Origin of the sequence: Paracidovorax wautersii (genome assembly GCF_900113035.1) — a bacterium.
GTDB lineage: Bacteria > Pseudomonadota > Gammaproteobacteria > Burkholderiales > Burkholderiaceae_C > Paracidovorax > Paracidovorax wautersii.
Map to the genome: position 1 here is coordinate 16,797 of NZ_FONX01000005.1, position 13,267 is coordinate 30,063.

Annotated in this window: 10 protein-coding genes; all 10 read right to left on the reverse strand. The window is 71.9% G+C overall.

The features are described from left to right. Positions 1 to 112: 112 nt before the first annotated feature. The 10 genes from BM070_RS09055 to BM070_RS09100 all read right to left on the reverse strand — a co-directional run bounded on the left by BM070_RS09055 (position 113) and on the right by BM070_RS09100 (position 13,265). Positions 113 to 1,081, reverse strand: a complete 969-nt coding sequence (locus BM070_RS09055; protein ID WP_092939274.1) for a threo-3-hydroxy-L-aspartate ammonia-lyase — start codon at positions 1,079 to 1,081, stop codon at positions 113 to 115. 181 nt (positions 1,082 to 1,262) lie between these two features. Beyond that, positions 1,263 to 3,329 carry a M3 family metallopeptidase gene (locus BM070_RS09060; protein ID WP_092939275.1) on the reverse strand — a complete coding sequence of 689 codons (2,067 nt, stop codon included), beginning with the start codon at positions 3,327 to 3,329 and terminating at the stop codon, positions 1,263 to 1,265. Next, a complete protein-coding gene (locus BM070_RS09065; RefSeq protein ID WP_434803184.1) occupies positions 3,326 to 5,155 on the reverse strand; it encodes an aminopeptidase P family protein in 1,830 nt (609 codons plus the stop codon). Before BM070_RS09065 ends, BM070_RS09060 begins: the two co-directional genes overlap by 4 nt. An 8-nt stretch (positions 5,156 to 5,163) precedes the next feature. Beyond that, positions 5,164 to 6,642, reverse strand: a complete 1,479-nt coding sequence (locus tag BM070_RS09070; protein ID WP_092939276.1) for a leucyl aminopeptidase — start codon at positions 6,640 to 6,642, stop codon at positions 5,164 to 5,166. A gap of 44 nt (positions 6,643 to 6,686) precedes the next feature. Next, a complete protein-coding gene (locus BM070_RS09075) occupies positions 6,687 to 7,112 on the reverse strand; it encodes an ExbD/TolR family protein (RefSeq protein WP_092939277.1) in 426 nt (141 codons plus the stop codon). 15 nt (positions 7,113 to 7,127) lie between these two features. Next, complete coding sequence (locus BM070_RS09080; RefSeq protein ID WP_092939278.1) at positions 7,128 to 7,547, reverse strand: ExbD/TolR family protein; 420 nt, start codon at positions 7,545 to 7,547, stop codon at positions 7,128 to 7,130. Positions 7,548 to 7,549: 2 nt separating this feature from the next. Continuing rightward, a complete protein-coding gene (locus tag BM070_RS09085; protein WP_092939279.1) occupies positions 7,550 to 8,431 on the reverse strand; it encodes a MotA/TolQ/ExbB proton channel family protein in 882 nt (293 codons plus the stop codon). Positions 8,432 to 8,504: 73 nt separating this feature from the next. Then, entirely contained in the window at positions 8,505 to 9,230 is a 726-nt protein-coding gene (locus BM070_RS09090) for an energy transducer TonB (RefSeq protein ID WP_092939539.1), read from the reverse strand. Between the two features lie 61 nt (positions 9,231 to 9,291). Continuing rightward, positions 9,292 to 10,455 (reverse strand): PLP-dependent cysteine synthase family protein, encoded by a 1,164-nt coding sequence (locus BM070_RS09095; protein ID WP_092939280.1) that lies wholly within the window; start codon positions 10,453 to 10,455, stop codon positions 9,292 to 9,294. Continuing rightward, complete coding sequence (locus BM070_RS09100) at positions 10,455 to 13,265, reverse strand: S9 family peptidase (RefSeq protein ID WP_092939281.1); 2,811 nt, start codon at positions 13,263 to 13,265, stop codon at positions 10,455 to 10,457. Before BM070_RS09100 ends, BM070_RS09095 begins: the two co-directional genes overlap by 1 nt. Positions 13,266 to 13,267 lie beyond the last annotated feature (2 nt).

Sequence of the window (13,267 nt, forward strand, 5' to 3'; positions counted from 1 at the left end):
AAAAGCGGAATCGCTGGAAAGGGAAAGGTGGTGGGTGGCAGGCGGAAGGCTCGCTTGCGCACCGCTGCCGCAGGCTGCGATTTTGCCGCCTGCAGCGCCGGGCCGCGCTGCGTCAGGCGGCGAGAAAGCGCGAGAGGCGGTCCATATCGACGTTGCCGCCGCTGATGACGATGCCCACGCGCTGGCCGTGCAGGTCGATGCCGCCGTGCTGCGCGCCTGCCAGGGCCAGCGCGCCGGTGGGCTCGACGACGATCTTCATGCGCTCGGCATAGAAGCGCAGCGCCGCCACCAGCTGCTCGTCGGTGGCGGTGACGATGTCGGCCACGTGGCGCTGGATGATGGGGAAGGTGATCTCGCCCGGCGCCTGGGACTGCGCGCCGTCGGCGATGGTGCGCGGCGTGTCGATGCGCACGATGTGGCCGGCGCGCAGCGACTGCTGCACGTCGTTGCCGGCAGCCGGTTCCACGCCGATCACCTGGCACTGCGGCGCCAGGGCCTGCGCCGCCAGCAGGCAGCCCGAGAGCAGGCCGCCGCCGCCCAGGCAGACGAAGAGGTAGTCCAGGTCGGGCACCTCCTGCAGCAGCTCCAGCGCCACCGTGCCCTGGCCGGCGATGACGTGCGGATGGTCGAAGGGCGGCACCAGGGTCATGCCGCGCTCCTCGGCCAGGCGGCGGCTGATGGCCTCGCGGTCGTCGGTGAAGCGGTTGAAGGTGACCACCTGGGCGCCGTATTCGCTCGTGGCGGCGATCTTGGCCGCGGGCGCGTCTTCGGGCATGACGATCAGCGCCGGCATGTCCAGCAGTCGCGCCGACAGCGCGACGGCCTGCGCGTGGTTGCCCGACGAGAAGGCCAGCACGCCGCGTTCGCGCTGCGCATCGCTCAAGCGGCTGAGCGCGTTGTAGGCGCCGCGGAACTTGAAGGCGCCCATGCGCTGCAGGTTCTCGCACTTGAAGAAGAGCTGCGCGCCCAGCTGCGCATCGGCCGTGCTGGATCGCAGCACCGGCGTGCGGTGCGCTACCCCCTGCAGCCGACGCGCGGCATCGGTGACGTCGTCGAAGGTGGGCGGGGCGATGGAGTGCATGGTGGCGTCCTGTGGATGCGGGGGGCCCGGAGGCGGGCGGTGCGCAGCATGATACGCCTGCGCTCCCGCGCCTCGTGACGGCCTGATAGGCCCGCAGCGCGCCTGGATGCTGCGCTGCCTGCTATCAAAAGAGGTGCACCCTCCAGGCCGCGCCCGCGCCCGCGCCCGCGCTCGCACCCACTCAGGCCGTGGCGGACTCCGCGTCCGCCATGCCGCGGTGGCGCAGCAGGGCGTCGATGGCCGGCGCCCGGCCCCGGAAGGCCTGGAACGACTCGATGGCCGGGCGGCTGCCGCCCGCTTCCAGGATGGAGCGCAGGTAGCGCTCGCCCGTGCTGCGCTCGGCCACGCCCGGCTCGCGCGCTTCTTCCTCGAAGGCGGCATAGGCGTCGGCGCTCAGCACCTCGGCCCACTGGTAGCTGTAGTAGCCCGCCGCATAGCCGCCCGCGAAGATGTGGCTGAAGGCGTGCGTGTAGCGCACGTAGGGCGCCTGCGGCAGCACGGCGATCTCGCGGCTCACGGCCTGCATGGTGGGCACGGTCTGCGGGGCGGGGTCGGTGTGCAGGCGCAGATCCACCAGCGAGCGTTCGACCTGGTTCAGCGTCTGCATGCCGGACTGGAAGTTCTTCGCGGCCAGCATCTTGCGGTAGAGCGCTTCGGGCAGCGGCTCGCCGGTGTCGGCGTGGGCGGTGATGGCCTGCAGCACGGGCCATTCCCAGCAGAAGTTCTCCATCATCTGGCTGGGCAGTTCCACGGCGTCCCACTCCACGCCGCGGATGCCGGCCACGTCCAGCGTGTCCACCTGGGTCAGCAGGTGGTGCAGCGCGTGCCCGAATTCATGGAACAGCGTGACCACGTCGCCGTGCTCCAGCAGCGCCGGCCGGCCCTGCACGCCTTCGGCGAAGTTGCAGATCAGCACCGCCACGGGCAGGCGCGGCTGGCTCTCGCCCGGGCGCTTCCAGCGGTTGACGATGCCGTTCATCCAGGCGCCGCCGCGCTTGCCCGGGCGCACGAAGGGGTCCAGGTAGAAGTGGCCCAGCGTCTGCCCGCCGCGCTCGATGCGGTAGGGCAGTACGGACGGGTGCCAGCCGTCGGCCGCCGTGGCGTGGATGGAGATGCCGAAGAGCTTCTCCGCCAGCTTGAACAGGCCCTGCAGCACCGTGGGGAACGGGAAGTAGGGCTTGAGGTCCTGCGCGCTGAACCGGTAGCGGGCCTGCTTGAGCTTCTCGGAGATGAAGGCCCAGTCCCAGGGCTGGGGGTCTTCGATGTCCAGCGACTCGCTGGCGAAGGCGCGCAGCGCGGCCACGTCCTTCAGCGCCGAGGGGCGCGCCCGTGCGGCCAGGTCGCGCAGGAAGGCTTGCACCTCGGCGGGGCTGTTCGCCATCTTGGTGGCGAGCGACAGCTCTGCGTAGTTGGCGAAGCCCAGCATGGCGGCGAGCTCGCGGCGCAGCGCGAGGATCTCGTCGATGACCGGCGTGTTGTCCAGCTGCGCCTGTTCGGGCGGGGCCAGGTCGGATGCCCGCGTGCTGTTGGCGCGGTGCAGGCGCGCGCGCAGCTCGCGGTCTTCGGCGAACTGCATCACGGCCAGGTACACGGGCATCTTCAGGCTGAGCTTGAACTGCCCTTCGTGGCCGTCCGCCCGGGCCGCGGCCGCGGCGGCCTGCAGCGTGTCCTGGGGCAGGCCGGCCACCTCCTGCTCGGTGGCGAGGTAGTGCCAGCCGTCGGTGGCGTCCAGCGCGTTCTCGCTGAACTGCTTGCTCAGCGCTGCCAGGCGTGCCTTGATGGCGGCAAAGCGCTGCTGCGCCGGGCCGGCCAGATGGGCGCCCGACAGCTCGAAGCCCTGCAGCGCCAGGGTGCGGGCGCGGGCCTGGGCGGGGGTGAGCGTTGCCGGGTCCAGCCGCTCGTAGAGGCGGTGCAGCGGCGCGCTCGCACCGAGCTGCGTCCAGAACTCCACCACCTTGGGCATGGTCTCGCCGATGGCCTTGCGCAGGGCGGGGCTGTCGTTCACGGCGGCCAGGTGCTGCACCACCAGCCAGTCGCGGCTCAACTGGTCGTTGGGCACGCCCAGCAGGCGTTCCAGCGTGGGCCAGTCCATGTCGGGCAGGCGCAGCAGCTCGTCCAGCGCCTGGCGTGCGCTGTCGAGGCGCTGGCCGATGGCGGCGGGAATGCCTGCGGGGTCGATGCCGGTGAAGGCGATGCCCGGGCCCGCGCAGGGAGCGGGCTGGGCGGTGTCGGGTGTTGCTTGCGTCATGGAATGAGGGGTTGGGTGTGTTCCAGCAGCCACTGGCAGGCGGTGTCGTTGTCCAGGGCCGCGAGGCCGGGCAGCAGCGCCTCGCGCACGGTGGCGTGGTAGCGGTTGAGCCAGCGCACCTCTTCGGCCGTCAGCAGTTCGTGGCAGATGCAGCGCAGGTCGATAGGGCAGAGCGTCAGCGTCTCGAAGGCCAGGAAGCGGCCGAAGGCGCTTTCGCCGGCGTCGGCCGCCAGCACCAGGTTCTCGATGCGCACGCCCCAGCGCCCGGGGCGGTAGATGCCGGGCTCGACCGAGGTGACCATGCCGGCGTGGATGACCGAGTCCTCGCCCGAGTCGCCGCGCACCGAGATCGACTGCGGCCCCTCGTGGACGTTGAGGAACCAGCCCACTCCGTGCCCGGTGCCGTGGCCGTAGTCGATGCTCTCGCGCCAGATCGGCGCGCGGGCCACGGCGTCGATCATGGGCGCCCGCGTGCCTTGCGGAAAGTGCAGGGTGGACAGCGCGATCATCCCCTTGAGCACCAGCGTGCAGTCGCGCCGCTGGGCATGGCTGGGCCGGCCCACGGCCCACATGCGGGTGATGTCGGTGGTGCCGCCCGCGTACTGCCCGCCGGAATCGATGAGCAGCAGGCCGTCGCCTTCGATGCGGGCATGGGCGGCCTCGGTGGCCCGGTAGTGCGGCATGGCGCCGTTGGCGTTGAAGGCGGCGATGGTGGCGAAGCTCGGGCCCTTGAAGCCCGGCTGGCGGGCCCGCGCGGCGGTGATCTGCGTGTCGATGTCCAGCTCGGTGGGCGCTTCGCCGCGCTGCAGCTGGGCTTGCAGCGCCGCGAAGAATTCTGCCAGCGCCAGGCCGTCGTGCACCATGGTGCGGCGGATGGCTGCGGCTTCCTGCTCGCTCTTGCGCGACTTCATCAGCACGCAGGGGTTGGTGGCCTGCACCGCCACCACGCCCTGCGCCAATGCATGCAGGTGGCCGGCGGTCACCCGCCTGGGGTCGATCAGCACGCGGCTGCCGGGGGCGATGGCCTGCAGCGCGCGCTTGGCATCGCCATAGGGCGCGAGCGCGATGCCGTCGGCCAGCAGCGCCTGCTGCACCCCGGCCGGCATGCGGGCCGCGTCCACGAACAGCGTGGCGCCCTGCGGGCCGATCAGCAGGTGGGCGAGGAAGACCGGGTTGTAAGGCACGTCGCTGCCGCGCAGGCCCAGCAGCCAGGCGATGTCGTCCAGGCTGGAGAGGAAATGCCATTCGGCGCCGTGCGCCTGCAGCCGCTCGCGCAGCAGGCCCATGCGGTCCGCGCGCTCGTGGCCCTGCACGCCCGGGGGCAGGGCGGCGATGGGGGCGGCGGGCAGGGCCGGGCGGTCTGGCCAGACACCGGCGAGCGGGTCGGCGCCCGTGCGCAGCGGGTGGCCGTGGGCGGCGCAGGCGGCTTCGAGCTGCCGCAGCACGGCGACTGAGAGCACGTCGCCATCGACCGCCACGACGCCGCCCGGGCCGGCCAGGTGGCAGAGCGATTCGAGGTATTGGTGGGGCGCGCTAGGCAGGGTCTTGCGCATGGCGACGCCGCTGCCGGCGAGCTGGCGCTCGGCCTGCTCCCAGTAGCGGCTGTCCACCCAGAGTTCCGCGGCCTGCAGGCCGACGGCCAGCGTGCCGACCGAGCCGTCGAAGCCGCTGATCCAGCGCCGGCCCTGCCAGTGGCCGGGCAGGTATTCGGACAGGTGCGGGTCGGCCGACGGGATCAGGCAGGCGGCCAGGCCGTGGTCCTGCATGTGCCGGCGCAGCCGGGCCAGAGGGGTGCCGTCGGCGGGCGTGGGGAGTGTGGCGTGGATGAACTGGTTCACGATGCGGCGCGGTCGATCAGGTACTGGGCGAGCAGGGGCACGGGCCGGCCGGTGCCGCCCTTGTCCTGGCCGCTCTTCCAGGCGGTGCCGGCGATGTCCAGGTGGGCCCAGGGGCCCTGCACGAAGCGCGAGAGAAAGCAGGCCGCCGTGACGCTGCCGCCGGGGCGCCCGCCGATGTTGGCGAGGTCGGCCACGCGCGACTTGAGCGACTCGTGGTAGGCCGCATCCAGCGGCATGCGCCAGGCCGGGTCGGCCATCTTGTCGCCCGCCGCCAGCAGGGCCTGGCCCAGCGCGTCGTTGTTGGCGTAGAGGCCGCTGCGCACATGGCCCAGCGCGATCACGCAGGCGCCGGTCAGCGTGGCGATGTCGATGGTCTCGGCCGGGGCGAAGCGCTGCTGCGCATAGGTGAGCGCGTCGCAGAGGATCAGGCGGCCCTCGGCGTCGGTGTTCAGCACCTCGATGGTGGTGCCGCTCAGGGCCTTGATGACGTCGCCGGGTTTCAGCGCATTGCCGGCGGGCATGTTCTCGCAGGCCACGATCACGGCGGCCAGGTTCACCTTGAGGCGCATCTCGGCGCAGGCCCGCAGCGTGCCCAGCACGCTGGCGGCGCCGCACATGTCGTACTTCATCTCGTCCATGGCCTCGCCGGGCTTGAGCGAGATGCCGCCGGAGTCGAAGGTCACGCCCTTGCCGACCAGCGCCACGGGCGCGCGCTTGGCCTTGTCGCCCTGGTAGCGCAGCACGATCAGGCGCGGCTCCTGCGTGGAGCCCTGCGCCACGGCGAGGAAGGAGCGCATGCCCAGCGCCTCGATGGCGGCGCGGTCGAACACCTCCACCTCCAGGCCCCAGTCCCGGCCCAGCGCCTGGGCGGCCTCGGCCAGATGCACGGGGGTGCAGACGTTGGGCGGCGTGTTGCCCAGGTCGCGCGCCAGGGCCACGCCGTTGGCGATGGCCTGCGCCTGCGAGAGCCGCGCGCGCAGGGCGCCGTGGCGTTTCTCGTCCGGCGTGGCGAAGCTCAGCGTGCGTTCGGGCGGCGGCGCGGGCTGCTCGCCCGTGCGGTAGGCGTCGAAGCGGTAGTCGGCCTGCTGCATCTCCAGCACGGCGTGGGCCCAGGCTTCTTCGTCGTCGCCCAGCGCCCAGACGATGTGCGCGGCGCGGGTGGCGGCCAGGGCCTTGGCCGCGGCGCGGGCCAGGGCGGCGGGCTCCGGCGCGGGGCCGGCGGCGGGCCCATCGGTGCCCACCAGCAGCAGGCGGCGCGCCCGCAGGCCGGCCACGGCCTGCAGCAGCAGCGTCTGGCCGGCCTTGCCGGCGAGCTCGCCTTCGGCGTGCAGGCGCGTCAGCAGGCCGTCCGTGGCCTGGTCGATGGCCTTGGCGAGGCCCTTGAACCTGGGGGCGGTGATGCCGACGACGAGGCAGTCGCATTCGGCTTCCAGCAGTCGGGCGGGGGTGGCGAAGGATTGCAGTTGGAATTTCATGGAGAGGTGTCCGGTTCGTTCGGGGTGGCGTGGCGCGGAGCGGTTCAGTCGAACTGTTCCTGGCCCGTCAGCCCGACCTTGGTGAGCCCGTGCTGCTTGATGGAGGCCATCACATGCACCACGGTGGCGTAGTTGGCAAGCGCGTCGGGGCGCACGTGCAGCTCGGGGTGGTCCGGCTGGGTGGCGGCGGCGGTCAGCCGTTCGTTCAGCGTGGCGAGGTCGATGGTCTCGCCGTTCCACTGGATGCGGTCCTTGGGGCCGATGCCGATGCGCACGATGCGTATTTCCTTCGGCGGTGGCGGCGGGCTGTCGGTGGGCGCGGGCAGGTCCAGCTCCACGGTATGCAGCTGCATCGGGATGGTGATGATCAGCATGATGAGCAGCACCAGCATCACGTCGATGAGCGGCGTGGTGTTGATCTCCATCATCAGCGCGGTGTCGGGCTTCTTTCCCTGTCTCGGCAAGGCCATGGCGGTTCTCCGGGGTCAGGGGGTGCGGACCGGTTCGGTCACGAAGCCCAGCTTCTCGATGCCGGCGTCCTGCGCGGCGCGCACGATGCGGCCCACCGGCAGGTAGGTGGCGGAGGCGTCGCCATAGACCTGCACCATGGGCTGGGGCTTGTGGGCCGCGGCTTCGGCGAAGCGCTGGCGCAGCGTATCGAGGCTGATGGGCACGGCGTTCCAGTAGATGCCGCCGTCGCGCGTCACCGAGAGGTCGATGTCTTCCACCTTGGCCTGGCGCGGGTCGTTGCTTTCCTTGGGCAGCACGACGGGCACGGTCTGCGTGGCCACCGGGATGGTGATGAGGAAGATGATGAGCAGCACCAGCATCACGTCCACCAGCGGCGTGGTGTTGATGGACGAGACCAGCGGGTCGCCGCTGTCCTGGCCGACGTTCATCGCCATGGTCAGGCCTCCAGCGTGATGGCGGGCTTGCCGCCCAGCAGCGCGGTGTGCAGGTGGGTGCCGAAGTCGCGCACCTCATCGAGCGCCACCTTGTTGCGGCGCACCAGCCAGTTGTAGCCCAGCACGGCGGGCACGGCGGCGGCCAGGCCGATGGCGGTCATGATCAGCGCCTCGCCCACAGGGCCGGCCACCTTGTCGATGCTGGCCTGGCCCGCCAGGCCGATGGCCGTGAGCGCGTGGTAGATGCCCCAGACGGTGCCGAAGAGGCCCACGAAAGGAGCCGTCGAGCCGACCGTGGCCAGCACCGCGAGGCCGCCCTGGAGGCGGTCGCCGATGGCGTCGATGGCCTGCAGCACCGACTGGCTCAGCCAGCTGTTGCGGTCCACCTGCTGGGTGAGCGGGCCTTCGTACTGCTTCTGGGCGATGAGCCCGGATTCGGCCACGTAGCGGAACACGCTGCGCTCAGGCAGCGCCTTGGAGGCGGCGCGCAGGTCGCCCTGGCGCCAGAAGTCGCCCTGCACCTGCTGCGCATCGCGGTGCACGCCGCGCTGCTCCAGCAGCTTGACGATGATCACGTACCAGCTGGTGGCCGACATGATGAGCAGGATGAACAGCGTGCCCCGGGAGACCAGGTCGCCGTGCTCCCACATGGCCTTGAAGCCATAGGGGTTCTGCTCGGGGTCCTTGCGCGGCGCGGCGGCCACGGAGGCCGTGGGTGCGGCGGCGGGCGTGGCCGTGGCCGTGGCTGGCGCGGTCTGCGCCGCATCGGTGGCGGGCGTGGCCTGCGCGGAGGCGCCGATGGGCGCGGCCAGCAGCGTCAGCGCGATCAGCGGTGCAGCGGCCAGGTGGCGCAGGGAAACGGTGTGGAACGGGCGTTGGGACATGGCTCTTTCTCTAGGAATCAAGGCAAAAGGTGGGACGGGGTGGGCGGGCGGAACGGGGCGGCGGGGCGTCAGGTCATTTCAGGCGGAAGCTGAAGGGAACCCGCACGCGCACCGGCCGGCCCTGGCCCACGCAGCGCAGCTGGCGCATGGCTTCGAGCACGGGGCCTTCGAACACGTCCGAGCTGGCGCTGGCGATGCGCAGGTCTTCCACCGCGCCGCTGGGCGAGAGGTTGAACTCGGCCATCACCGTGCCTTCCAGCCCCTGGCGGCGGGCCCGCGAGGGGTAGCCCACCGCGTCGCGCACGGCGGCGTAGTTGGGGCAGGCCAGTTCGACCGAGGCCATGGCCGGCTGCGCCGGTGCCGGAGCCGGTGCCGGCGTGGGTGCGGGCGCCGGAGCGGGCGGCTGCACGGGGGGCGGAGCCGGGGCGGGTGGCGCCGGTGGCTGCGGCGCCGCAGGTGCGGGCGGAGGCGCCTCCACGGGCCGGGGCTGCGGCGCCGGCCGGGGCGGCGGCTTCGGCGCCGGTGGCTTGGGCTGGTGCGTGGGAGGCGGTGGCTTCGGAGCGGGCGGCGGTGCAGGCGGCGGTGCAGGCGGCGGCGGGGGCGGCGCCACCTGGATCTTCGGCTCGGGCCGCTTTTCGGCCACCAGCGTGACCAGCAGCGCGTCCTTCTCGGGTTCCTTCTTGGGCAGCAGGTCGGTGCTGGTCACCAGCACGTAGGCCAGGCCGACGTGCAGGGCGGCGACCACCGCCAGGCCCGGCACGCGGTCGCGCAGTTCTTTCTTGGGGGGCTTTCTGTTCATGATGTCCAGGCCTTCCGGTGCGGTGTCTGCAGGCTGTGGGTGCGCGTGCGGTTCACGGGTCTCAGGCCCGGCTGTGCGCGCAGCGCAGCGCCGGGGCCAGCGGCGCGCCATCGAGGAAGCCTTGCAGCCGCTGCTGCGCCTGCGCGATGTCGATGCCGTTGCGCGCGTACCAGGCGCTGTCGTAGTAGCTCTGGGCGTAGCGCTCGCCGCTGTCGCAGAGGATGGAGACGATGGAGCCTTCACGCCCTTCGGCCGCCATCTGCTGCGCGGCCCAGAGCAGGCCGACGAAGTTGGTGCCGGTGGAGCCGCCCACGCGGCGGCCCAGCGCCTGCGAGACATGGCGCATGGCGGCGAGCGAGAGCGCATCGGGCACCTTGACCATGGCATCGACGCAGTGGGCGATGAAGCTGCGTTCCACCTGCGGGCGGCCGATGCCTTCGATGCGCGAGCCCTGGGGAACGGTCAGCGACATGTCGGGGCGGCCTTGCTGCACGTCTTCGTAGTAGTCGAAGAACACCGAGATCTCCGGGTCGGCGCAGAGGATGCGCGTGGGGTGCTGGCGGTAGCGCACGTAGCGGCCCAGCGTGGCGGAGGTGCCGCCGGTGCCGGGGCTGCAGACGATCCAGTCGGGCACCGGGTGCGGCTCCAGCTGCATCTGCCGGAAGATCGATTCCGCGATGTTGTTGTTGGCGCGCCAGTCGGTGGCCCGCTCGGCGTACATGAACTGGTCCATGAAGTGGCCGCCGCTTTCGCGGGCCAGCATCACGGAGGCCGCATGCAGGTCGCAGGCGCGCTCCACGAAGTGGCAGCGGCCGCCATGGAATTCGATGGCCGCGATCTTCTCGGGCGAGGTGGAGGCGGGCACCACGGCGATGAAGGGCAGGCCCAGCAGGCGGGCGAAGTAGGCCTCCGAAACGGCCGTCGATCCGCTGGAGGCCTCGATCACCGGCGCGCCTTCGCGCAGCCAGCCGTTGGAGAGCGCGTAGAGGAACAGCGAGCGCGCCAGCCGGTGCTTGAGGCTGCCCGTGGGGTGGCTGGACTCGTCCTTCAGGTACGCGTCGATGCCCGGATAGCCGGGCAGCGGCAGGGGGATGAGGTGCGTGTCGGCCGAGCGGCGGAAGTCCGCCTCGATGCGCGCGATGCACTCGGCCTCCCAGGCGCGCTGGCGGCTGCGGCCCGGCCCGGGGGGCACGTGCGCGCGCAGGGGGGCAAGGGCTGCGTCCATCATGCGGCCTCGTGCGTGGCGTATTCGGCCAGCTGCAGCGTGTTGCCCGGGTGGTCGGCAAGGGTCCAGGGCTCGGCGCGGCCGCCCAGGTGGCGGGCCAGGAAGTCTTCGCACAGGCCGTTGAACGACATGCGGTTGGGCTCGCGCACGAAGCCGTGGCCTTCGTCGGTGTAGAGCGCGTAGCTCACCGGGATGCCGTTGCGGCGCAGCGCGTCCACCATCTGCTCGGCCTCGGCCTGCTTCACGCGCGGATCGTTGGCGCCCTGGGCGATCAGCAGCGGGGTGCGGATCTGCGCTGCGCGGTGCAGCGGCGAGCGGTCGTTCAGCTGGGCCAGGCCCGCTTCGGTGCGCGGATCGCCCAGCGCCCGGTACTGGCGCACGCGGTCGGCCTCCCAGTAGGGCGGGATCGAGGCCAGCAGCGTCTGCAGGTTGGACGGGCCCACGATGTCGATGCCGCAGGCGTAGCGCGTGGGGTAGCGCGTGAGCGCGGACAGCACGGCATAGCCGCCGTAGCTGCCGCCCAGGATGCCCAGCCGCTGCGGGTCGGCGATGCCGCGCGCCAGCGCCCAGGCCACGGCGTCTTCCAGGTCTTCGTCCATCTTGCGGCCCCATTCGCCGTCGCCGGCGTTGACGAAGCGCTTGCCGAAGCCGGTCGAGCCGCGGAAGTTGACGCTGAGCACCGCGTAGCCGCGGTTGGCCAGCCACTGGTGCATGCCGTTGTAGCCGAAGCCGTCGCGCGACCAGGGGCCGCCGTGCACCAGCAGCACCAGGGGCAGCGGCTCGGTGCTGCGCAGGGGGCCGGCGTCCTTGTCCACGGGCAGGGTGAGGTAGGAGACGAGCGGTAGGCCGTCTCGCGCGGCGATGACCACCGGCTGCATGCGCGCCAGCCGGGCGTCGGCCAGCTCGGGGCGCACGTCCAGCAGGTGCTGCAGCGTGCGGGCCGGGCGGTCGTAGAGCCAGTAGGACGGTGCGCGCGTGTCCGAGAACATGCTGATCATCCAGCGCTGGTTGTCTTCGGTGCGGGCGGCCACGCGCCATTCGCCGCCGGCGGCCTGGGCGTTCAGGTAGTCGATGTCGGCGCGGATGGATTCATCCAGCACGTAGAGCGAGAAGCGCTCGTACATCACGCCGTAGGCCAGGGGGCGGTAGCTGTCCGGCGCGGTCAGCATGCCGCCGATGTCGGCGCGGGGGTGCTCGGCCAGCTGGGTGACGGCGCCGCCGCTCCAGTCGATCGCGCACAGGGCGGCGGTGTCGCGGCCCCGGCTGTCGTAGAAGTAGAGCGTGCGGCCTTCGGCGTCGAAGTGCGATGGGCGCGAGCTGCGCGCGTCTTCCGCCGAGAACGTGAGCCAGGGCTGCCAGGCGCCTGCCGCGTCACGCTTGAGGCATTCGCTGCCGCCGTCGGGCAGGTTGCGCAGGGCCAGCTTGACCTCGTAGCGGTCGTCCAGCAGGAAGCCGGCGAAGCCGGTGTTGGTTTCGAGGCACCGCTGCTCGCCGGTGAGCAGGTTCAGCAGGTGCAGGTCGAAGAAGCGCCGGTCGCGGGCGTTCGTGATGATCACGATCTCTTCGCGCCGGTGGCGGCTCACGCTCTGCACGCCGGTGCGCACGCCGGGGGTGGAGGGCGTCAGCGCCCGCACCGAGCCGTCGCTCAGGTCGGCGCAGAAGAGCTGCCAGTTCTCGTCGCCATCGCGGTCCTGGGAGAACAGCAGCTGGCCGAGCAGATAGGTCCAGCTGAAGCTCTGGATGCCCCGGTGCCGGTCGGCCGTGATCTGGCGGGCTTCGGCGGGCCGGTCGGCGGGTGCCGCCCAGATGTTCATGACGCCGTCGCTGTCGGCCAGCCAGGCGAGCCAGTGGCCGTCCGGGCTGATGCTGATGGCGGCGCGCGCGGGGTTGGCGAAGAAGTGCGCGCGGGCAATGAGCGCCGGCGCGGTGGCGGGGGCGGCGGGCGCGCACAGGATGTCTTCGATGGCCAGCGTGGCGCGCAGCCACTGCTCCACGTACTGGCTGTTGCGGAAGCGGTTGACTTCCGAGGCGCGGCGCGCCCATTCCGGGTGCCGCTCTTCGAGCATCGCGAAGACGTTGATGCTGCCCGCTTCTTCGGGCGGGCGGGCGGCCTTGGCCTCGGCATGCAGGGCGCCGAGCATGGCGTGCATCTGCTCGTCTTCGGCCTTGCCCCAGGGGTAGGCTTCCATGGCGGCGCAGATCTTCACGCCCATCCAGCCGCGCAGGGTGTCGGACACGGCGGTGCGGGACTGCGCCGGGTCCCAGGCCGCGGCTTCGATGCAGGTGCCGAGGGCGGCGCCCAGCGATCCGGCGGCATGCAGGTTGGTCGCTGCCACGGCGGCGCGCCGGGCCTGGCGCCATTGCGTCGGGGCCACGTCCTGGCCCGCGAGCCGTGCCTGGTGCAGCGCGGTGACGGTGGCCAGCGCCTCGGCCAGCTCGGCCGGTGCGGACTGCTGCACCAGGCCATGGCGCTCGCCCTGCAGCAGCTCCAGCACGCAGCGGCTGCCGGCGGTGTCCATCGGCGTGCCGGGCTCGATGCCCTGCAGCACGCGCAGGCTCCAGGGCACGCCGCCTGCCGGGTTGGAGGCGGTCATGGCGTCGATCACCAGCGCCAGCCATTTGGGCAGGCCGAAGTCGGCTTCCCAGGCATCGAGGTCTTCGCTCTGCAGCAGGCTGCCGACGACGCTGCCGGCCTCGCCGTTCCAGTGGATGGGCCGGTGGACCCATTTCTCGGCCTGCACCAGCGCCTGGAGGCGGTCGAGCACCTGCTGGCGCAGCTGCGGATTGCCGTGGTATGCGAGCATGTCCATGG

Excerpts from the sequence above, each read along its gene's own strand:
- BM070_RS09055 (WP_092939274.1), bottom strand. The coding sequence starts at position 1,081 with ATGCACTCCATCGCCCCGCCCACCTTCGACGACGTCACCGATGCCGCG.
- BM070_RS09060 (WP_092939275.1), bottom strand. The coding sequence starts at position 3,329 with ATGACGCAAGCAACACCCGACACCGCCCAGCCCGCTCCCTGCGCGGGC.
- BM070_RS09070 (WP_092939276.1), bottom strand. The coding sequence starts at position 6,642 with ATGAAATTCCAACTGCAATCCTTCGCCACCCCCGCCCGACTGCTGGAA.
- BM070_RS09075 (WP_092939277.1), bottom strand. The coding sequence starts at position 7,112 with ATGGCCTTGCCGAGACAGGGAAAGAAGCCCGACACCGCGCTGATGATG.
- BM070_RS09080 (WP_092939278.1), bottom strand. The coding sequence starts at position 7,547 with ATGGCGATGAACGTCGGCCAGGACAGCGGCGACCCGCTGGTCTCGTCC.
- BM070_RS09085 (WP_092939279.1), bottom strand. The coding sequence starts at position 8,431 with ATGTCCCAACGCCCGTTCCACACCGTTTCCCTGCGCCACCTGGCCGCT.
- BM070_RS09090 (WP_092939539.1), bottom strand. The coding sequence starts at position 9,230 with ATGAACAGAAAGCCCCCCAAGAAAGAACTGCGCGACCGCGTGCCGGGC.
- BM070_RS09095 (WP_092939280.1), bottom strand. The coding sequence starts at position 10,455 with ATGGACGCAGCCCTTGCCCCCCTGCGCGCGCACGTGCCCCCCGGGCCG.
- BM070_RS09100 (WP_092939281.1), bottom strand. The coding sequence starts at position 13,265 with ATGGACATGCTCGCATACCACGGCAATCCGCAGCTGCGCCAGCAGGTG.